Annotated in this window: 13 protein-coding genes; 12 read left to right on the top strand and 1 reads right to left on the bottom strand. The window is 29.1% G+C overall.

What is annotated here, in order from left to right:
* Positions 1 to 24: 24 nt before the first annotated feature.
* The 8 genes from R7X45_RS01390 (at position 25) to R7X45_RS01425 (ending at position 15,855) form a co-directional block, all read left to right on the top strand.
* A complete protein-coding gene (locus tag R7X45_RS01390) occupies positions 25 to 1,392 on the top strand; it encodes a glycine--tRNA ligase (protein ID WP_318055640.1) in 1,368 nt (455 codons plus the stop codon).
* A complete protein-coding gene (dnaG, locus tag R7X45_RS01395) occupies positions 1,385 to 3,232 on the top strand; it encodes a DNA primase (protein ID WP_318055641.1) in 1,848 nt (615 codons plus the stop codon). The genes R7X45_RS01390 and dnaG overlap by 8 nt, the downstream gene beginning before the upstream one ends.
* 610 nt (positions 3,233 to 3,842) lie before the next feature.
* Positions 3,843 to 5,216: an RNA polymerase sigma factor gene (locus tag R7X45_RS01400; protein WP_420372468.1), complete on the top strand. Its 1,374-nt coding sequence runs from the start codon at positions 3,843 to 3,845 to the stop codon at positions 5,214 to 5,216.
* A gap of 7 nt (positions 5,217 to 5,223) precedes the next feature.
* A complete protein-coding gene (locus R7X45_RS01405) occupies positions 5,224 to 5,997 on the top strand; it encodes a Nif3-like dinuclear metal center hexameric protein (protein ID WP_318055643.1) in 774 nt (257 codons plus the stop codon).
* Entirely contained in the window at positions 5,991 to 6,818 is an 828-nt protein-coding gene (locus tag R7X45_RS01410; RefSeq protein ID WP_318055644.1) for a deoxyribonuclease IV, read from the top strand. Before R7X45_RS01405 ends, R7X45_RS01410 begins: the two co-directional genes overlap by 7 nt.
* Before the next feature lie 23 nt (positions 6,819 to 6,841).
* Positions 6,842 to 8,086, top strand: a complete 1,245-nt coding sequence (gene tyrS, locus R7X45_RS01415) for a tyrosine--tRNA ligase (protein WP_318055645.1) — start codon at positions 6,842 to 6,844, stop codon at positions 8,084 to 8,086.
* 59 nt (positions 8,087 to 8,145) lie between these two features.
* On the top strand, positions 8,146 to 12,891 hold the full coding sequence (locus tag R7X45_RS01420; protein WP_318055646.1) for a DUF4011 domain-containing protein: 4,746 nt from the start codon (positions 8,146 to 8,148) through the stop codon (positions 12,889 to 12,891).
* 108 nt (positions 12,892 to 12,999) lie between these two features.
* Entirely contained in the window at positions 13,000 to 15,855 is a 2,856-nt protein-coding gene (locus tag R7X45_RS01425) for a hypothetical protein (protein ID WP_318055647.1), read from the top strand.
* Positions 15,856 to 16,352: 497 nt separating this feature from the next.
* Here the strand turns inward: R7X45_RS01425 and R7X45_RS01430 are convergent, their stop codons facing one another.
* Positions 16,353 to 17,933 carry a GIY-YIG nuclease family protein gene (locus R7X45_RS01430; protein ID WP_318055648.1) on the bottom strand — a complete coding sequence of 527 codons (1,581 nt, stop codon included), beginning with the start codon at positions 17,931 to 17,933 and terminating at the stop codon, positions 16,353 to 16,355.
* 109 nt (positions 17,934 to 18,042) lie between these two features.
* On the opposite strand from R7X45_RS01430, the gene R7X45_RS01435 reads away from it, so the two are divergent.
* From R7X45_RS01435 to cmk, 4 genes are all read left to right on the top strand, one after another.
* Complete coding sequence (locus R7X45_RS01435) at positions 18,043 to 18,351, top strand: hypothetical protein (protein ID WP_318055649.1); 309 nt, start codon at positions 18,043 to 18,045, stop codon at positions 18,349 to 18,351.
* 173 nt (positions 18,352 to 18,524) lie between these two features.
* Positions 18,525 to 20,321, top strand: coding sequence for a molecular chaperone DnaK (gene dnaK / locus R7X45_RS01440; protein ID WP_318055650.1), 1,797 nt, complete (start codon positions 18,525 to 18,527; stop codon positions 20,319 to 20,321).
* A gap of 155 nt (positions 20,322 to 20,476) precedes the next feature.
* Positions 20,477 to 21,601 (top strand): DnaJ C-terminal domain-containing protein, encoded by a 1,125-nt coding sequence (locus tag R7X45_RS01445; RefSeq protein ID WP_318055651.1) that lies wholly within the window; start codon positions 20,477 to 20,479, stop codon positions 21,599 to 21,601.
* A 51-nt stretch (positions 21,602 to 21,652) separates the two neighbouring features.
* Positions 21,653 to 22,336 carry a (d)CMP kinase gene (gene cmk, locus R7X45_RS01450; RefSeq protein WP_318055652.1) on the top strand — a complete coding sequence of 228 codons (684 nt, stop codon included), beginning with the start codon at positions 21,653 to 21,655 and terminating at the stop codon, positions 22,334 to 22,336.
* Positions 22,337 to 22,347: the final 11 nt, after the last annotated feature.

Consider the following 22,347-nt stretch of genomic DNA (forward strand, 5'->3'; position numbering starts at 1 on the left):
AAATGAAAATTAAAAGGATAAATTATGGCCAAATTCGAAAACTACCAATTTTTTATTAATTATCTAAAGAATTTAGGATTTATTTTTCCTAGTTCCCAAATTTATGGAGGTTTAGCAAATTCTTATGATTATGGCCACCTTGGTGTTCTTTTAGCTAAAAATATTGAAAATTTTTGGGCTGATTTTTTCATAAACAAAGATCTTAATGCCTTTTTTATTGACACAAAAATTTTGCTCAACCCAAAAGTTTGACAGGCATCAGGTCACCTTGAAAACTTTAGCGACTTACTAGTTGAAAACAAAATTAATAAAAAACGTTATCGTGTTGACCATTTGTTTGAAAATAATTTTCCAAATTTAATTTTTGAAAAATTAAATCAACAAGAAATTCAGCAATATTTGGCTAAAATTGAAAATTATGATGGATCAAAAACTGACTGATCTGTTCCTAAAAATTTCAATCTTTTATTCCAAACCGAACAAGGTGTTGTTGAAAATGAAAAAACAACATTGTATTTGCGACCTGAAACAGCGCAAGGAATTTTTATAAATTTTAAATCACTTTTGAGATTTACTAAAAACACTTTGCCTCTTCGAATTGCTCAAGTAGGAAAATCCTTTCGAAACGAAATTTCACCTGGAAATTTCACCTTTAGAACCCGTGAATTTACTCAACTTGAACAGGAAATTTTTGTCAGACCTGAACAAGCAGATGAAATTTTTCACTCTGAAATAGAAAAAGTTCAACTTTTTTTATCAAAATTAGGATTTTCGCCAGACTCAATCCGAATTAGCAATCATGAGCCCGAAAAATTAGCTCATTATGCAAAAGCAACCACTGATTTTGAATATTTTTTTAATTTTGGCTGAGGTGAACTAATTGGAATTTCGAACCGTGGAAATTTTGATCTTAAAAATCATATGGCTAAAAGTGGCGAAAATCTTGAATTTGTCGATTCTGCAACCGGTCAAAAAATTTTACCATACATAATCGAACCATCAATTGGCCTAGACAGACTTATGTTAGCGATTTTAGAGCAAAATTTTGTTCATGACATCGAAAAAGACCGTTATTTTCTTAAATTTCCTTTTATTTTAAGCCCATATAAAGTTGCGGTTTTACCGCTTTTAAAGAAATTTTCACCTCAGGCAGAAGAAATATGAAAAATGCTTGTTAGTCACGGAATTACCGCTACTTTTTCAAACACAGGAACTATTGGCAAAAGATATTATTATCAAGATTCAATTGGAACTTTTTTTTGCATTACAATCGATGAAGAAGGAATTCAAAATCAAAGTGTGACAATCAGATTTCGCGATACTTGTGAACAAAAAAGAATAAAAATCACCGAAATTATCCAATTTATAGAGGAAAATTCTTCAAATGAATAAGCAGCAAATTTTAGCTCATATTTTAAAAAACACCGATATTTACGGGCTAATTTCACAAGCAATCCAGCTTTCGCCCAATGGAAGAAACACATTTGTTGGACTTTGTCCATTTCACGAGGACACAAATCCATCGCTGTCAGTTTCAATTTCTAAGCAAATTTTTAAGTGTTTTTCTTGTCAAAAAGGTGGAAATATTGTTAGCTTTGTAATGTTTTGAAAAAATTTAAATTTTTTTCAGGCTGTTGAATATCTCAACAAAGAATACAATTTAAAACTTGAATTAGCAAATAATTTGGCCCCTGTAAAAGTTTATTCTGAAATTGAACTTCAAGCACTGCGTGCTTTTGAAAATTCGGTCTCACTTTACCTTTTAGAGCTACTTACAATTACATCAAGAGCCAAAAAAAGCCCTAAAAACCGACAAGAATTGGAAATTTACAACTTTATAAATTCGCGAGGGCTAGGTCGCGAAATTATTGAAAAATTTAAAATCGGCTTTGCGCCAAGTTCATTTTTAAAGCCTCGGCTAGTTGATTCAAAATTATTTGATGAGGAAACTTTAAAAGATTATTCACTTTTAAATCAACAAGGTTTTGATTTTTTTCAAAATCGAATTGTTTTCCCTATTGAAAATTTAGAAGGAAAAGTTGTTGGATTTTCTGGCCGTTGTTTGCCTAATACTAAATGTGAACCAAAATATTTAAATTCACCATCAAGTAAACTGTTTTCTAAATCTGAAATTTTCTATAATTATAAAAACGCAATCGCTGACAATCCCAAAGAAATTTTTATTACTGAAGGTTTTTTTGACGTTATTGCATTTTACAAGGTCAATATTAAAAATGTAATTGCGCTTATGGGTACTTCTCTGACTAAAAAACACTGTGAATTATTGAATAATTTTACAGTTGTCATTGCCCTTGATGGTGATCGAGCTGGTCTTGAGGCTACCTTAAAATCGGCACTCATACTTTCGCAAAACAAAATTAAAACTTACATTATATCAGGTTTTGACGGAAAAGATCCTGATGAATATTTAAATAATTTTGGTGCTGAGAGTTTTTTAGAAAAACTTTCAGACCGCCAAAATTGCTTTGATTTTGCTTACAGTTTTTACAAAAATCAAATCAAAGAAAATTCTAGCGATGAAATTACCGAATTTGTCAACAAATTTACACCGTTTTTACAAAGTTTGCATGCTCAAAATAGCCCATTACTAGGCGTTTTTTTGAAAAAAATTAATGACGACTTAGGTATTGAAAAAAGTGCTTTTCGCTGAATAAAACCAATTCAGTATCCACCTAAATCTGATCGGGAAGTTGAAGAAGAGTGAGATATTTATGAAAATAAACAAGTAAATAAAAGGAATAGATATGAAAACCAGGCGTATCAACTCGAATATGGTGAGTTAAGATTATTTTTAATTGTTTTGAAGGATTTTCTCGAAGGTGATCAGGAAAAATTTAAACAGTTTAAAAGGTTAAATTTTAAATTTTCAGATCCACTTAATAATAGGTTTGTTGAAAAATTATACCCTAGTGATATCAAAAATCCCGAAATTCGCAGGCAAACTGTACAAGAAATTGATAAAGCAGGCGATTCATTAAAAGAATATTTATTAAAAGAATATTCACGAATATCAGATCATGACTTTAAAAATTTTAATATACATGAAAAAACAATAGATGACGTTGAATACCTTGTTGAAAGTATTAATGAAAGAAGAAAAAGAGAAAACAACAATAATTTATATCAAAGTTCAAAATATAATGAAAATGATTTTGTAATTAATATGAATAACGACGAAATTCAAGGGAGCGGCGATAATGAAAATTGGTAATAAACTGACAATGCAAGAACCTAAAAATTCCCAAAAAGTTTATAGTTTTTCTGAAAAAACTACAAATTCAGCAACTAAAACTGCTGAAAAAAAGGTAAAAACTTCACGTAAAAAAACAAAGGAACAAGTCCAAGTAGATTCTAATTTAAATTTGAATGTCGATTCTGACAGTTTGAACACTAAAAATTCAAAAAAAACTATTGCTAATGAAAAAAGAAAAAACTCATATGAACAAATTGAGACTTTTTTTAATGTTATTAAAACAACCAAGCATCAATCTGATTTTCTAAAAAGTATCGAGGCATTTCGAACCAAAACTTTAAATCAATTATCAAAAAATATTAACTCAACCAATAAAACTTTAAAAGCAAAAGTTAAAGTTTCTTCAACCACAAAATCTAAAACCGTAAATACTGACGTTTTAGAATTAGAGCAAGAAAAATTAGAAAAATCCAAAAAAAAGGCAAAACAAGCAAAAACAACAGTAAAAGAGCAAAAAACCTCCAAAAATAAAGAACTTTTTGAAGAAAACCAAAAGCTGCAAAATTCAGATAATCTTTCAGAATCAGTTAACACATCCGAGTCACGTTATCAGTTTGTTATTGAAAAGTTACAAGAACAGTTAGAACAAAAACAAAAACAAAAAGCTAAAAAAAGTTCGAAAAAAACTGCTGAAAATGTATTTTTGAGTCACGAAGATGTTTATAAATATATCGAAAATTTAAACCTTTCAGTTTCAGAGGACGAATTGGACGAGTTTTTTCAAATTTTAATCCAGAAAAAAATAATTAGCGATGAATTAGACAAAGAAGATCTTGCGGACGTTTCAAGTTCAGATTTTGCTGATCAAATTGGTCAAAAAAATTCTAGAAATAAAACAAAGAAAAATCTTGATAATCTAGACGATGACAAAGATTTAAGCCTAGACAGGCTTGATGACCAAGAAGATTTTGACGATTTGTCTCAAGATGACAGTGGCGAAATGGAATTTGGCCACTCAGTTGATGAATCACTAAGAATCCAAGACATTGATGATCTTGATTATATTAATGATGAAACTTCAAGTCAATTTCGCAAACCTAAAGTTTACAGCGACGATGTTTACCGAAATAAACTTACCGACACAAACGACATGATCAAATGATACATGCGTTGAATCGGAAAATACGGAAAATTATTAAGTCAAGAAGAAGAACAAGAACTCGCCCGTAAAATGCAAATTAAAGGTCGAGTCGGTAAAAAAGCTCGTGATACCTTAATAAAACGTAATTTAAGACTGGTTGTAAATAGTGCAAAACGCTATAAAAACCGTGGTTTAAATTTTATTGACCTAATTTCTGAAGGTAATTTAGGGATTATTAAGGCCGTTTCAAAATATGACCACACTAAAGGATTTAAATTTTCAACTTATGCAACTTGGTGAATTCGTCAGGCAATCACAAGAGCTGTGGCTGATCAGGCAAGACTAATTAGAATTCCGGTTCATATGGTCGAAACTATTAATAAAATTAACAAAGCTGAGCGAGAATTACAGCAAGAAAAAGGGCTAAATCCAACAGCCGAAGAAATTGCTCAGCGTCTTGGGCCTGAATTTACAGCCGAAAAAGTCCGTTATATTAAAAAAATAAATGTCGACCCGATTTCACTAGATAAAGCAATTGGAAAAGAAGAAGATAGCTCTTTTTCTGATTTTATTAAGGATGAAAATTTAATTTCACCAGCTGAATACGCCGAGCGCGAAGAAAAAGCTAAAGTTTTACTTGAAATAATCGAGTCAACACTTGACTATGATGAAAAAGATTTTATCAAACGCCGTTATGGAGTTGGGGTTGATGAAAATGGTGTTCCTTATCAAGCTCATAGTTTTGAAGAACTGGCAGCCATGCGTCGGGTTACAAAGGAGCGAGTGCGTCAAATTGAGGGTAAAATTCTTAAAAAATTAAGAACCCCTCAAAAAAGATGGTCACTACGTGATTTTAACTAAAAAAAGTATGAAAACAAAAGTAATTGGCGACTTTTTGCTTGAAAAATTTCCCTTAGAAAACTGTCAAGACTGAGATAATTGCGGTTGAAATCTCTTTTTTGATTCTGAAATTTCTAAGGTTCTTATTTGCATTGATCTTACAAAAAGTGTTTTAGATTTTGCTATTAAAAATAATTATAATTTAATAATTTCACATCATCCTTTCTTTTTTTATCCCACAAAAAAGGAAGAATTTCAAAATTCGCCATACAAGAAAAAAATTTCCAGCCTTTTAAAAAAACATTCAATCAGCGTGCTCGGGCTCCACACGAATTTTGACTCAACAGACAACCAAACTGCATTTTCAATTGTCAACCAGTGAGGGCTAGATTCAAGCACCGCTATAAAAATCGATGATTTTAACATTTTAATTGAAAATAATTTAAAGGTCTCAGAAATTTTAAAAAGAATTTCACTAAATAGCAATTTAGTGACTTTTCGAGCTAATTTTTCACAAGATTTTTTGCCAAAAAAAGTTGCAATTCTTCCAGGTTCAGGCGGAATTTTAGCATGTCTTTTGGCAAAAAAACAAAAAGCCAATCTTGTTATAACTTCTGATCTCAAATGATCAGATCAGCTCACGATCAAGCATCATAAAATCAAAGTTTTAGAAATTCCCCACCTTATTGAGCAAGTTTTTACTGATAAAATTGCCCAAATATTACAAGAAAAATTTAAAAACATCGAAATTTATAGTTTTAAATTACCTGAAATTTTAAGCGAGGTTAAAATAAAATGATAAAAATTGGATCACATGTACCTTTCAAAAAACCAGATTACCTTTTTGGTGCAATCGACATTTCTCTAAAAAATAAAGCAAATACAGCAATGATTTTTTTAGGTCCACCTCAGTCAACAATGAGAACTCAACCTGAAAATTATAAATTTGACCAGTATGTCGCTGAATTTTCCAAGCAAATTCCGCCTGCAGATATAGTTGTTCATGCTCCTTATATTTTGAATTTGGCTAATCCATTAAAAGCTAATTTTTCTATTGATTTTTTGGTCAAAGAGATTGAAAAAATGAACTTTATATGGGCAAAATTTTTGGTTTTGCACCCAGGTTTTTTCACAACTTACACAAGATTAGAAGCAAAAAATCAGCTTGTAAAGTCCCTTAAAGTTATACTTGAAAAAACAAAAAATGTCGAAATTTTACTTGAGACTATGGCCGGAAAAGGGACTGAAATGTGCTCAAGTTTTGAAGAAATAGTCGAGATAATTCAAGACTTAAATTCAGAAAGAATTGGGGTTTGCCTTGATACTTGTCATGTCTGAGATGCTGGTTATGATCTTAAAAATTATGCTGAATTTCAACAAGAATTAATAAAAACTAAAATAATAAATTATATAAAAGTTATTCATCTAAATGATTCAGCAAATCCGCTTGGTTCAAAAAAAGATCGTCATGCTAATATTGACAAGGGTTTTATTGGTCTTGAAACTCTTCAAAAAATTGTTCATGACCCACTTTTTGATAATATTCCAATCATTTTAGAAACACCTTATGTTGATAATAAGCCAATTTATGATCAAGAAATTGCTCTTTTATTGAAAAAATAGCACTAATTTTGGAGAGTTTTTCTATGTCTGATAAAAATAAAATTGATTTTCTTGATGAGCTAAAACAAAGAGGAATTTTAAAAGATATCACTAATTCTGATAGATTTTTGAATCTTTCTTCTGAAAACGGAATTTATATCGGCTTTGATCCAACAGCACCTTCGCTTCATTTAGGCAATTACATTTCAATAAATCTTTTACAGCGCCTTCAAAATTTTGGAATTAAGGTTCTTGCGGTTGTCGGTGGAGCCACTGGAATGATTGGCGATCCGTCATTTAAACCTAATGAGCGAAAGTTACTTGACTTTGAAAGTGTCAAAAATAACACTGAAAAAATAAAAAACCAATTAAAATCGTTTAATTTACCTGTTTTTGATAATTTTGAAATTTACAAAGATATGAATATTTTAACCTTTTTGCGTGATATTGGGAAAAATATTAATATTGCTTATTTGTTGGCTAAAGATTCTGTTTCTTCTCGGATTGAATCAGGACTTTCATTTACAGAATTTTCTTATCAATTAATTCAAGGGTGAGATTTTAAATTTTTAGCCCAAAATTACGACATAATTGCCCAATCAGGAGGCTCTGATCAATGAGGCAACATGGTGACTGGCCTTGATTTTATTAAAAAATCAAACTTAAAAAATAAGGATAAGACTTTTGTTTTTACAACAAATTTGCTTACTGATGAAAATAATGAAAAATTTGGCAAAAGTCTTGGAAAACCGATTTGGCTTGATAAAAATATGTATTCACCTTTTAATTTATATCAATTTTTGTTGAATCAAAGTGACTCACAGGCCGAAAAAATTATGCTCTGGCTGTCGTTTTTAGATCTGGAATCAATCAGGAAATTAATTTCTTTGCACAATCAAAATAAAAAAGACCGAATTTTGCAAAAAGAATTGGCAAAAGAGGTCGTTTTTAACATTCACGGTCAAAAAGGACTTGAAATTGCAGAAAAAATAACCCAAATTTTATTTAATAAAATAAATTATTTTGAAATAACTTTTAATGATAAGTTAGAACTAAAAAAAATTTTACCCTATTTTAGTGCAAAATTTTTTGACCAAAACAACCTAATTGAATTAGGTATTTTTAGTTCAAAACGTGAATTAAATGAATTTATTTCACATAAAGCACTCGAAATTAACGGTATGAAAATTGAATCTTCTTCTGAAATTAGTGCTAGTTTAGCTGATCAAAATAACCTTTTTTTAATTAAAAAAGGCAAGAAACAATTCTTTATTTTCGAGCTAATTTAAATAAAATTACAAAAAATATTTTATAATATTATAATAAAACTTGATTTAATAAGGGAAATATGGAAGTTGACAGTGTTCGTGAAGATCTAAAAAAATGACAAAATAGATTGCTTGATGTTTCAAAAAGAAATCGATTAATTAGTTTTAATTTAAACATCCCAACAAAAACAAGGCCAATAAAACTCGGAATTTTATTACCTAATTTTAATGATTTTCTTGATAATGTTGTAGAGGCTAAAGCAAAAATATTTTTTCGTTACCCTGAAAAAAAAGCTAAAAAGCAGTCAACTTCAAAATCCAAAAATTTTACACCTCTAACGCTAGAAGAAATTCAAGATGAATTAAAAAACACTAAAAACATCTCAAATTTGATAATATCAGACTTTCCCGTTGAGCAAGAGAATTTAATTATCAAAAATTTGTACTCAAAATTCAAAAATTTTAAAGAAGAAAAAGCGATAAATATTCTTTATCTTGGTATTGGATTTTTGAAATGATTTGAAAAAGATGATGAAAAAACCCCTTATTATAGTCCTATTTTTTTATTTCCTGCTCAACTTAGTCGAATGTTAGAGCAAGGAAAAGAGAAATATTGACTTGAATTTCTTGATAATTCATCATTAAGCATAAATTTAACTCTTCTTAAAAAATTGCAAATTTTGAACTTAGACAGTCAATTATCTAAATTTAAAATCGATACTTCAATCTCAATTAGGGAAAATTTTCTAAATTTTGAAAAATTATTTCACAAAAATAACACTAATTCAAATTGAGAGATAATTCGGTCAATTCAATTGAGCCTTTTTGATTATAGTAAAATTGAAATTTACACTGACTTAGTTGAAAATGAAGAAAAAATAATTAATAATCCTTTTTATAATGAAATAATTGGAAATTCTACCCCAAAACCAAATAATTCTGTCGCCCCTATCAATGAAAATAATCAAGATATTGTTGTTGGTTATAGTTCTAATAATGATCTTGCCCCGTCAGATTATTTTCATATTTTGCCGGCTGATTCATCTCAGGAAAAAGCAATTCAGGCCGCAATTCGTGGTGAAAATTTCATTCTTGATGGTCCACCTGGGACAGGAAAGTCCCAAACAATCACTAATATAATTAATGAATTTTTAGCAAGAAATAAGACAGTTTTATTTGTTTCAGAAAAGTTAGCCGCACTTAATGTTGTTTATTCAAATCTTAAAAAAATTGGACTAGCTGATTCAGTTATAGCAATTCACAACGAAAATATCAACAAAAAAGATGTAGTTGATAATCTTTTAAGCACGCTCGAAAAAGGGGTTAATTCAATATTATTGAATGCTTCAGAGTCGGCTTTAATTGAAAATAATTATATTGAATTACGGCAAAAACTGAATAATTACGGTGAAAAACTGACTCAAATTCGTCCTCCGTTACAAAAAAGTGTGTATGATTTAATTGCTGAATATCAAAATTTGATTGATATTCCAAATTTTGATTTTTCAATTCCAGAAGAAAAACTAAAAAGAATCGACTATTTTGCTCTTCAAAAAATTGAGTGAGGCCTTAGCGATTTATTTCAAAAAATAAAAACTATCAACTTTAATTTAAAAAAACATCCTTGATATGGTTTTAGTCAAAAAACCATTGACGAATTCAAAAAAGACAAATTTAAAACATGAATTTTAAGCTTGACAAATTTAAGTCATACTATTTTTAACAACATCAAAGAGTTTAATTTTTTCTTGATGCATCCAGATCAACATTTAAATAATATTCTTTACTTGTTTGATTTTTTAAAAATTTTAAATAACTTAGAAAAAATTGATTTACCTGAGCTTGAAAAGTTACAAAATTTGTCCCAAGAAATTCAAAAATATTCACAAATTTTGCAAATTCAGTCAGAAATTTCTGCCTTAGAAAAAAAACTTTACATTCATTTTAAGCAAATTCCTTTAGATGTTCCTATCAAAGAATGCTGCCAAATTATTGAAGATCATCTCAATAAAAAACTTAAATTTTTAGACTTTAGATACAAAAAAATTAGACAAAAATTAACTCCGTACTTTAATAAAGATTTTTCTGATACAACTTTTCTTGAAAATTCATCAGAAATTATTACCTTAAAAAACAAAAAAATCTCACTTGAAAAATGGCTTTCAACCCTTTTATTCAAACCTGGCGAAACAAATCCTGGTCAAATCCAGTCAAATTTTTATCAATTAAAGTTTTATAAAAAGTTAAAAATCTTGAATGATACAACAAAAGTCAAAGTTCAAGACAAGCAATTTGTAGATTTTTTCCTTGATTCAAAATATACAAGAGAACTTTTAAATAAAAAATTATTTGAGCCTGTTAGTCAATTTGTTGATATTTGGCGAGAATTTTCGCTTGAATTTGATTCAAAAGAGGTAAATTTTAACTTTTTAGAAAAGAAAAGATTTGAAAACAATCTTCAGACAAAACTACAAAAAATCGACAAAATTCATGAAATTGCCCAAATTAATGCCAATATTTCTCAATTATCTGATTTTGGAATTGACGATTTTATAAAAAAAGCAATTGACGGAAACTTAGAAATTGATTTTTATAAAACTTTTGCAAAAAAATTTTACAAAATTTTAATAGACCAAATAATTAGCACCGAATTTAATAATTATGATTGACAAACACTAAATTCAAATCAAAATAAATTTGAGCTAGCCCAAGAAAAATTAGATTTACTGTCGGCAAAAAGAGTTGATGCAATTCTTCTTGAAAAAATTCCGCAAATTGACTCAGTTTCTGAATATACTCCGGAAATTAGAATTTTAAGACAAGAAGCTAATAAATCTCGACGTTTAATGCCGTTTCACGAACTTTTTGTTAGAATTCCGAATTTATTAAGAAAATTAAAGCCTTGTTTGATGATGTCGCCGCTCTCAGTAAGTTCCTACATTAAAAATAGTGATATGGAGTTTGATCTTGTTATTTTTGATGAGGCTTCACAAGTAAAACCTGAAAGTGCAATTGGAGCAATTGTCCGTGCAAAACAATATATAATTGCTGGCGACAAAGAACAAATGCCCCCAACAAATTTTTTTGACACAATTCCTGAAAGCGAGGATGAAGAATCTGATTTTACCGACTTTAATGTTTCAGATTATCTCTCAATTCTTGATGTCAGTCAAACATTTTTAAAATCTTATAGACTAACATGACATTATCGCTCAAAGTTTGAAGAATTGATTCAACCTTCTAATATTGAAATTTATAACAATGATTTAGTCACTTTTCCAACAAGTCAAAAACCTCAGGATTTGCAAGGTATCAAGCTTGTAAAAGTTGAAAATGCACTTTATAAAGAGCGAAGAAATGAAAAAGAAGCAGATACTGTTATTGAAATACTAGACCAAATTCTTACAAAATATCAAAACAAATTTTCGATAGGAATTGTTACAACTAATTCGGTACAGCGAAACCTCATTCAATCAAAATTAGAAAAATTTAAAGCAAATAAACCTTATTTTTCCCAGTTTTTTAGCGATGAATCATCTACCGAAATTTTTGTCAAAAATATTGAATCAGTTCAAGGTGACGAGCGTGATATAATCATTTTTTCATTAAATTTTGGTCCTAATGAGCAAAACAAAGTTTCACTTCATTTTGGAGCGATTAACCAAAAAAATGGTTACAGACGTCTAAATGTTGCCTTTACTCGGGCAAAATATTCAACAATAATGGTTACATCACTTGATCCTGAGCAAATTGATTTAGAAAAAGTCCGCACACGTGGCGCAAGTTTTCTTAAAAAATATCTAGAAATCGCTAAACATAATTTGTTTGTAGAAAACAAACCTGATAATACTTCAGATTCACAAGTAAGTTTTGAAGACTCCGTCTACAAAGAATTAACAAATATGGGACTAAAAGTTGTAAAAAACGTCGGATATTCAGATTACAAAATCGATTTAGCAGTCTTAAATCCGCAAAATGAAAATAGTTATTTACTAGGAATTCAATGTGATGGGTCTGGTTATTTAAAGCATAAAAATGCCCGTGATCGTGAAATTTTGTGAAAAAATGTCCTTATGTCTCGAGGTTGAAATATCCTTAGAATTTGATCACTAGATTGATTCCAAAATAGAGGTAGTCAACTTAAAAAAATAAAAGAAATAATAAAAAAACTTAAATCTCAAGAAGAAAAACCGCTGGGTGTTGAGGAAAATCCTTCCGATTTACCGCCAAAAACAGCCGAACAACTTAGCGCCCCATTAGCTATTGTTAAAAAAAGACAACCAATTGATTTTAGGTCCTTTTTTGAAAAAAGATTTTTATTTACGGATGAAAATTTGACTGACTTATGAAATCAAACTAAAACCGAATATTCTTTTTTTGAGGAAATTTTTAAAAGAGTTAAAATTCTCAGTAAGCTAGAACACCAAAAAATTGTCCTTTGATTAAGCGGAAATTCAAAAATTACCAACTCTATAAAAGCAAAAAGTGTGAAAATTGCACATAATTTTATAGAAAACAACGTTATTTTTGAAAGTCCGTCGCATTATTTTTTAAAAAATGTGACAAAATATAATTTTTTCCTTGAACCAAAAAGACCAATAAGAGAAATACATTATTTTGAAATTAAGGATTTGATTATAACAATAATTCAAAAAACTAAATCAATTTCAAAAGAGGATATATATTCATTAATTCTCGAAGTAACCGATTTTTCTTTTCTAAAGAAAAAGACTCGGGACTATTTAGATCAATGTTTTCAAAAATTACTTGATGATAAAATAATTTTTGAAAACAAAGGAGAAACTTTTTCCTTAGTAAATCCTTAATTTTTCCCTTTTTTCAAAAAATCATTAAAATTGCATTATTAAGTGAAAAACATACGTTTTTAGCGCTCATGTGGTATAATTTATCTTTAAATATTGAGGTTTGGTCTAATGAAAAAAGCTTTAAAAATTCTCTTTCAAACATCCACGCCATTTCTCTTATACGCTGGAATTATTTCAAGCGCAGTTGTTTTTAGTGCAAAAAACACTAATTTATCGCCAAATTTGTTGAAAAAATCAGAAACTGGGTTGTTAAAAGAATTAAAATATTTAGCTCTAGGTGATTCGCTTAGCTCAGGTTTTGACTGAGAAAGCAATCTTGATGGGCGCGGAAAAATGACTGACGGTTCTATTAGCGGGATCTCTTTTCCTGCTTTTTTTGCCAATTTTGCCCAAAGTATTCAACCTAATTCTGTAAAATCTTTTAAAAATTTAGCGCTAAATAATTCCTCAATTTTAGATTGAATTTATCTTCTTGATCCAAAAAATAATATTATAAGTGATGAAAATCTTGTTAATTTAAGGACACAAACTTACAATTCTTCAAATTTTGCCGACACAATTCGTTCAGTATTTGAAAATTTTAGTGGCGATTTTTCAAACTTAAGAAACGAAATTCGAAACGCTAATTTAATTACAATTTCAATTGGTTTTAAAGACTTTCTTAATACATTTAATAGTACTTTTTTTGACAATGTTCTTTCAGGTAATACATCCCAAAATTCATACGAGATAATAACAACAAATATTAATTACGCATTTACAAAAATTAAACATAACTTGAAAAGGTTATTAACTTTAATTAAAAATATTAATCCTGATACTTACATAAATTTAATCGGATATTACAACGAACATGCAAAAATTGATAAATTTTTAAATGATTTACTTAAAAATTATTTGCTAGAATTTGAACCTAATTTACTTTCAGTAAGTCGTCTAAACGATGAAATAAAAGAAGTCTCACAACAAATGGGCGTTAATTTCATAAATCCATTTTTGGAAAAATCTTGAGGGGGAAAATCAGACCCGTTTTTTGATACAGATTTAGATTTCAGACCCCAAATAAAAGCTAACAAACAAATAGCCCAAAATTTAATTATCTCATTAGCTTTATCCCCAAAAAGTCTTAATAAATCTAAAATACGTGATGAAAACGATGAAATTTTACTAACTAATTTTTCAGCTAATAATTTAGATTCTCAACAACTAGATTTCGGCTCTAACAAGGAAATTTTAGAAAAAATCACTGTCAATGGTTCGCTTCAAAATTTTATTAATGAAAATTCTAGTTTCGAAGAAAAAAGCATTAAAGATCTGCATACAATTTCATTTCAGCAGCCAGAATCAACAAATTATGCCAGTGCTTTGACTCAATTTGTTGGCTTTTTTGATTCAGAACAGAGCGATATTGTCAACGTATTTAAAGATTTAATTAACACTTTTTCCAATAGATCTCAACCAAATTTTGAAGCATTCAATAACGTTGTTGAAGTAATTTTAAAAAGTGAGTTTTTCACAAATTTAACACAGTATGCTCAAGAATTTATTGCAAATTCTGCTATCCAAAATGTTGAACAAAATGAAACTGAGGAGACTTTAGACCAAGAAAATTCTGACTTATCTGCGTCAGACCAATCAAAAACATCCCCTGATTTATTGAGTTTTTTGAAAGAAAAATCCCTTTCTCAGGATAATATTCTTGGACTTTTAAAGGAAATTTTGTCTAGCGAATATGTTCAGAGTCACCACACTAAAACAGTTAATTTATTTTATAATTTGTTATTTAACCAACCGGCAATTTCTAAATTATTAGTTAGCTCAATTTCAACTCAAGAAAATATTCAGCAAATAATAAAAGAAGTATTTCAATTTAATTCAGTTCAAAAATTTATCACTTTTATTTTTACAGAACTAATAAAAAATAATCAAGATTATATATCTGCTAAATCCTTCAGTCAAGTTTTGTATTTATTTTTACAAAATTCAAATAATTACAATAAATCAGTAACTTTTATCAAACATTTTGTAATAGAAGCCCTTAAAAGACCTAATTTTTTGAATGCTATTTTTGAGACTTTATCAACTCAATTTGGCTTTAATATTGAAAAAGAAGACATAAATTCACTTATAACTTTGATTACAAGTGTTAGCGACATATTAGTTAATACTAAAACTTTCAAAAATTTAATTGATTTGTTATCTAATGAAGTTATTTTTGGAATAAAAAGTGGTGTAAGCAATAATCAGTCAGATTTTTCTTTCTTTTCAAATATTATTTCTAATCTAACCAATAAAGTTAGTGATTTTATCAAAGATAAGGAAAATATTTATAATCTTTTCCAAGATATTATCTCTTTTTCACCTTCGGCTAAACAACTAGATTCTGTTAAGTCTTTGCTTGGTAAATTTTTACCATTTATTTCAAAAATTAATTTAAGTTTTATTCTTGACAAAAATTCTGAAAATTATCAGTCTTTAAATTTAATTTTTGAGTCTTTTTCAGATTTCCTGGCACAAGACAACTTTAAAGAATTAAATGATTTAATTAGCGCAATTATGGACGATGTTTTCTTGGTTAATAACTATAAATATCAAAATAGTCCCGATTTATACGGCATAATTTTTAATTTATTGTCTAATAATTCCCAAAAATTAAAACCAATTTTATATAAGTTTATTGAAAAAAACCTTAATAACACCAAAGTTTTAGATGCGCTTAAGTCTTTTTTCGCTAAAATTTTGCCACAGGAATTTCTTGAGAAATTAGACCAAACCAATCAGTCAAATTATTTTAAAACTTTAATTGACTTTGTTTTTGAGGTTATTTCTGAATTAACTATTGAATATAATACCAAAATCGAGCTAACGAAAAACAGTGGTTTTATCGAAGAACCTGATAAAAAATTGGAAAATACTTTAGATTTTAATCACATATTAGACAAACTTAAAAGCAAAAAATCATAAAAAAACAACTACTATTTAAACTCAATGCAAAAAGAAAACTCTTTTTATTTAAATTGAGCCTAAAAAAATATATGAAGTTTTGAAAGAGCCATAACTAAAAGCCATAAATTTGTAGATTTCTAAACGGTCAAATTTAAGGCATTCCATCATATTTAAAAATATAATGGATAATTCGCATTATCATATTTTAATACAACAAAAAACATAATAATTCCCCCTTAATTCATATCAAAATTTATTAATTCATTCTTAGTGATTCATATTATAACATAATTTTATTTTAGACCAAGCAATTTTTTTTATTTTTTGCAAAAGGTTAAATTTAATATAATAAAAATTACGATTTTAACGTCAAAAAAACCCGGATTTACCGGTATTTTGCTATTATATTCACTAAAAAATGAATTTTGCCATCAAACTGTCAAACTAGTAACAAACCTAAAAGCAAAAAGTCATAAATTTAAAATTTTTTTAACTCAAAAAATTTTAAATTTATTTTATTCATTGAAAAGACTTTTTGTTTTATTCCTTTTCATTTTTGATTTTACAAACATATCAACTTTTTCTTGTACATTTTGGAAAAAATTAAATACTTTTTTGTCAAGTTTTACAATATTGCCTTTTTGGTCAATTACATGGCTAGTTTTGTGCTTTTTATTTTTAACAAGTCCAAAAATAGGTGCCTGAATTCCGATGTTTTTTAAAACACTTGCAATCACGTTGACTTGATTACTTGCGCCGTCAACCAAAATTACATCGGGTTTAAGGGCATTTTTAATTTTAAAGTACTTTTCAAAACCTTGTTTCATATAGTTCGTGTCGCCCTTTTTAGACCCAGAAAAATTGAAAAAACGACTATAACTAGGCTCATATGATCCATCAATGTAGAAAATAATTCCGGTTGTTGGGTAATTTTTTTCTGTTTTTTGTGCAGTTTTTTCAACATTTTGCACAAATGTTAAAAAAGAATTGTCAATTGCCATTATTTTGTTGGCACTTTTTATTTTCAGGTTTTGCTTAATTAATTCCAAAATTTCAAAATTTTGGACTTTATTTTGATTTTTGCCTTGGCTAGCGATAAAATCAAGGTGATTTTCCTTTAAATTGTCCAAAATTTGCTTATATTGTTTACTTTTTGCAATTTTTAGCTTAATTTTGCTGTCAAAAAAATCAAAATATTTATCAAAGCTAAAATCAACTATTAATTTATCAGGAGAAATATTATTTTTATAGTATGAATTTAAAAAATTAACTAAAGTCTCAAAAGTATTTAGAACAATTTCGAGATGAAAATGCTTGTTTGACAGAAAAATACCGTTTCGGTAAAAAGCAAAACTGACAGCCAAAAAGTTCGATTCAGGACTAGAAAACCAAAGAAAATCAAGATTTTCTGCGTTATTTAGGTCAATATTTTGCTCTTGACTTCTTGCATTTTTAAGACCATTAATAGCATCAAAATATTCTTGTGCCAATTCAAAATGAAAATTTTGTTTAGCAGCTTCTAATTTTTCCTCAAGAAGCGCGATTTCGTTCCTTTTTTGCAGCAAATTTTTGCAAAAAAGGAACTTTTGTCGAAAAAATTCTACATTTTGATTAGAGGCTTTTTCACCTTTTTCATATAAGGTTTCGCTTTCAAGAAATTTTTTTAAGGCAAAAGCGTATTTTTTACTTGGAAAAGGGCCATAAAAAAAGACATTTGGATCATTTTTTCTTCTAGGAACTTTGTAAACCAGGGAAATTTTTAAATTTTTAACTAATTCTAATTTTATATAAGGATATCCTGAATCATCTTTTAGTTTGATATTATAAATTGGCTGATATTTGCTAATATATTCTTTTTCAAGGATTAGCGCTTCTTTTTCGTTAGCAACAATGTCATATTCAATTTTTCTAATTTTTTGTATTAACAAAAAAGTTTTATAAGAATTTGTTGACCCTTTTGCATATTGATTGACTCTTGAGTGCAAATTTTTTGCCTTTCCAACATATAAAAGTGAATTATTTTCATCATAAAAGCGATAAACACCTGTTTTTTTAGGCAGATTTGTACTCTTAATTAGTTGGTCAAAATTTTCCATAAGTGTCCTTTAATAATAAAATTATAATTAATTTTTTGAAATACTGTTATGATTTAGCAAAAATTTGATATAATTATTACTTAAACTATTGGATTACTTGGAGGAAAAAATGGATTTTGAATCCTATAAACGAACGGCAGAACCTAAAATAAAACAAATCAAAAAAGTTAGCAAAATTTTTTTAGCACTTTTTTTCACTTTTTTACTTGTTTTTATCGGCCTATTGACTTATTATATACTTCAAGTTAATGGCGATGGTTTTCGAACCGAATTTGTCGAGGCAACTTGGCTTGCAATAGCTTTATTGTCGGCTGTAATTGCAATAGTTTTTTTAGTTTCTTTTTTTATCGGAATTTATAAAATAAAAGCGATGAGAAAAGTTGAAAAAAATATCGAAAGTCAGCTAAAAGAACTTTAAAATTTTTAATTTAAGTTCAAAAAAACCCTTGAATTTATTGCCTTTTTTCTTTTTTTAAAAAAAATTAGCACTTTTTGCTTGTGAGTGCCAAAAAATATGTTATACTATTTGTTGTCACACAAGAAAAGACAAATTTTTATTTTTTATTTTTTTAAATGAAAGGAAAACATAATATGGCAAAAGAAATAATTTTAGGTATTGACTTAGGAACAACTAACTCAGTTGTTGCAATTATTGAAAATCAAAAACCAGTTGTTCTTGAGAATCCTAATGGAAAAAGAACAACTCCTTCTGTTGTTGCCTTTAAAAATGGTGAGGAAATTGTTGGCGATGCTGCAAAACGTCAATTAGAAACCAACCCTGAAGCAATCGCATCTGTTAAAAGATTAATGGGTAGCGATAAAACTGTTCGTGCTAACCAAAGAGACTATAAACCTGAAGAAATTTCAGCAAAAATTCTTGCATATTTAAAAGAATATGCTGAAAAAAAGATTGGTCACAAAGTTTCAAAAGCTGTTATCACAGTTCCTGCTTATTTTGATAATGCTCAACGTGAAGCGACAAAAAATGCCGGAAAAATCGCAGGATTAGAAGTTGAAAGAATAATTAACGAACCAACAGCTGCCGCACTTGCATTTGGTCTTGATAAAACTGAAAAAGAAATGAAAGTGCTTGTTTATGACTTAGGTGGTGGAACTTTTGACGTTTCAGTTCTTGAATTATCTAACGGAACTTTTGAAGTTTTATCAACAAGTGGTGATAACCATTTAGGTGGTGATGACTGGGATAATCAAATTGTTGAATGAATGGTTAAAAGAATTAAAGAAGAGTATGATTTTGATGCAAAAAGCGACAAAATGGCACTTACTCGCCTAAAAGAAGAAGCTGAAAAAACCAAAATTAACCTATCAAATCAAAGTGTTTCAACAATTTCCTTACCATTTTTAGGTCTAGGAAAAAATGGTCCAATCAACGTTGAGCTTGAACTAAAAAGATCAGACTTTGAAAAAATGACAGCTCACCTAATTGACCGTACAAGAAAACCAATCGTTGATGCCTTAAAACAAGCTAAAATTGAAGCTAGTGACCTTGATGAAGTTCTTCTTGTTGGTGGATCAACACGTATGCCTGCTGTTCAGACAATGATTGAACACACTTTAAATAAAAAGCCAAATCGTTCAATAAATCCTGATGAAGTTGTGGCAATTGGTGCTGCAATTCAAGGTGGAGTTCTTGCTGGTGAAATTAGTGATGTTTTATTATTAGACGTTACTCCTTTAACTTTAGGAATTGAAACCTTAGGTGGAGTTTCAACCCCATTAATTCCAAGAAATACAACAATTCCGGTAACAAAATCACAAATTTTCTCAACAGCAGAAGACAATCAAACCGAAGTTACCATTTCTGTAGTTCAAGGTGAAAGACAACTTGCTGCTGACAATAAAATGTTAGGTCGCTTTAATCTTTCAGGAATCGAGCCTGCTCCTCGTGGTCTTCCACAAATTGAAGTTAGTTTTTCAATTGATGTCAACGGTATCACAACTGTTTCAGCAAAAGATAAAAAAACTGGAAAAGAACAGACAATCACAATTAAAAATACTTCAACTTTATCTGAAGAAGAAATTAACAGAATGATTCAAGAAGCCGAAGAAAATCGTGAGGCTGATGCAATCAAAAAAGATAAAATTGAAACAACAGTTCGTGCCGAAGGTCTTATTAATCAACTTGAAAAATCAATAACTGATCAAGGTGAAAAAATCGACCCAAAACAAAAAGAACTTCTTGAAAAACAAATTCAAGAACTCAAAGATCTTTTAAAAGAAGAAAAAATTGACGAACTAAAAACAAAATTAGACCAAATTGAGCAAGCAGCCCAAGCTTTTGCCCAAGCAAGTGCTCAACAAGCTAACAGTGCAAGTGATACTGATTCAGATTCAAACACAATTGATGCTGAAATCAAACAAAATTAAAACCTAAAATTTATAAAAAACACACTTGCTTTTTGGCGGTGTGTCTTTTTTATATTAATATTTAAGACTTTTGCTTTAAAAAGTCTTAAATTTTTATTATTTTTCCCAAAATAATAAAAAAGTTTTTAAATTTAAAAAAAGGAAATGTCAATTTTATGGCAAAACAAGATTACTATAAAACTTTAGGAATTGACAAAAACGCAACATTATCTGATATTAAAAAAGCCTATCGAAACTTAGTTAATATTTACCACCCTGATAAAAACACAAAAAAATCTGCTGAAGAACAAAAACAAGCTGAAGAAAAATTCAAAGAAATTCAAGAAGCATACGAAATTCTTTCTGATGATTCAAAAAGAAGTCAGTATGACCGTTATGGACATTCTGCATTTGATCAACAAGCCGGCGGTGGTTTTTCTGGATTTGGCGGTTTTGATTTTGCTGATATTTTTTCAAGTTTTACTTCCGGTTTTGGCTTTGGCGGTTCTCGGCGTCAAAAATATAGCGGCCCTTTAAAAGGTGAAAATTTAACTGCCCGAATTTATATTAGCTTTATTGAGTCAATTTTAGGGACAAAAGTCAGCCAAAAACTTACTAAATATTCCCAGTGCGATCAGTGTAAAGGTACAGGTGCAAATTCTGATTCAGACATAAAAACCTGCTCCAATTGTCATGGACAAGGAGTTCAAAATGAAATCATTAACATTCCCGGATTTGGTCGTATGCAAAACCAAACAACTTGCTCGGTGTGTTCAGGAAGTGGAAAAACTGTTACAAAAAGTTGCAAAAAGTGCCGTGGAAAAACAATAATTGAGACCAAAGAAGAAATTGAAATTTCAATTCCGGCCGGAATTAGAGACGGAATGTTCATTCGGGTTGCAGGATTTGGTGGTCCTGGTCACAAAGGTGGACCTTCTGGTGATCTAAATATCGAAATTAATGTCCACAAACACAAATACTTTTCAAGATCAGGAAATGACATTCATGTTGAGATGCCAGTTTCGATAGTTGATATTATTAATGAAAATAAAGTTGAGGTTCCTAGTCCAACTGGTTTAAAAACTTTGCAACTTTATAGTCATTATAAGTCAGGTCAGACGGTAATTATTGCCCGAGCGGGTGCGCCTGATCCTCAAAATCCAAGAATAATCGGTGATTTACGGGTAAAATTAGTTTTTTATGTTCCTGAATTTAACAGTCGACAAAAAAACGAACTCAACCAAGTTTTTAGCCAAATAAAAGATAAAGTCAAGACAAAATGGCTAAAAGAGTTTCAATAATTTAAAAAACAATTTATAATTTCAAATAAATTGTTTAGGGAATCAATTTATATGTCTTTTAAAAAAATAAATATTGCAATTGACGGACCTTCAGGGGTTGGAAAATCTAGTATCGCCAAACAAATAGCACTCAAATTTAATTATTTATTTATAAATACAGGCGCACTTTATCGTGCAGTTGCCTTATTTTGCCAAAATCACAAAATTAATGCTGAAAAAGAAAGTCAAGTAACAAAAAAATGAAATCCTAATTTTTTGTTACTTGATGAAAAAGGTGATGTTTGGCTTGAAAATCAAAATGTAACTGAATTGCTGCGTGATGATTTAATCTCAAAAAATGCGGCAATAATCGCTCAGTATGGCAAAATTCGCACTGATATTACCCAGCTTTTACACGATTTTCAAAGAAATAACAAAGGAATTGTCGTTGAAGGTCGCGATACAACTTATAATATTATGCCAGATGCAGATTTAAAAATTTTTCTATGAGGTGATGCCCAAACGCGCGCAAAAAGGCGCTTAAAGCAAAATGCTTGTTTAAATTTGGAAACAAATTTTCCTGAAGTTCTAAAATCAATTGAGCGCCGGGACTATCTTGATATGTCACGGAAAATTAATCCACTAAAAAAAACAATTGATTCAATTTTTATTGACACAACCAATTTTAGTCAAGATGAAATTGTCGAGCAAATTTCCAAATTAGTCCTGAGAAAAATTTCGCAACTGGAAAATTAATTTCTTTTTTA

Origin of the sequence: Mesomycoplasma ovipneumoniae (genome assembly GCF_033343935.1) — a bacterium.
Classification (GTDB): Bacteria; Bacillota_I; Bacilli_A; order Mycoplasmatales; family Metamycoplasmataceae; genus Mesomycoplasma; species Mesomycoplasma ovipneumoniae_G.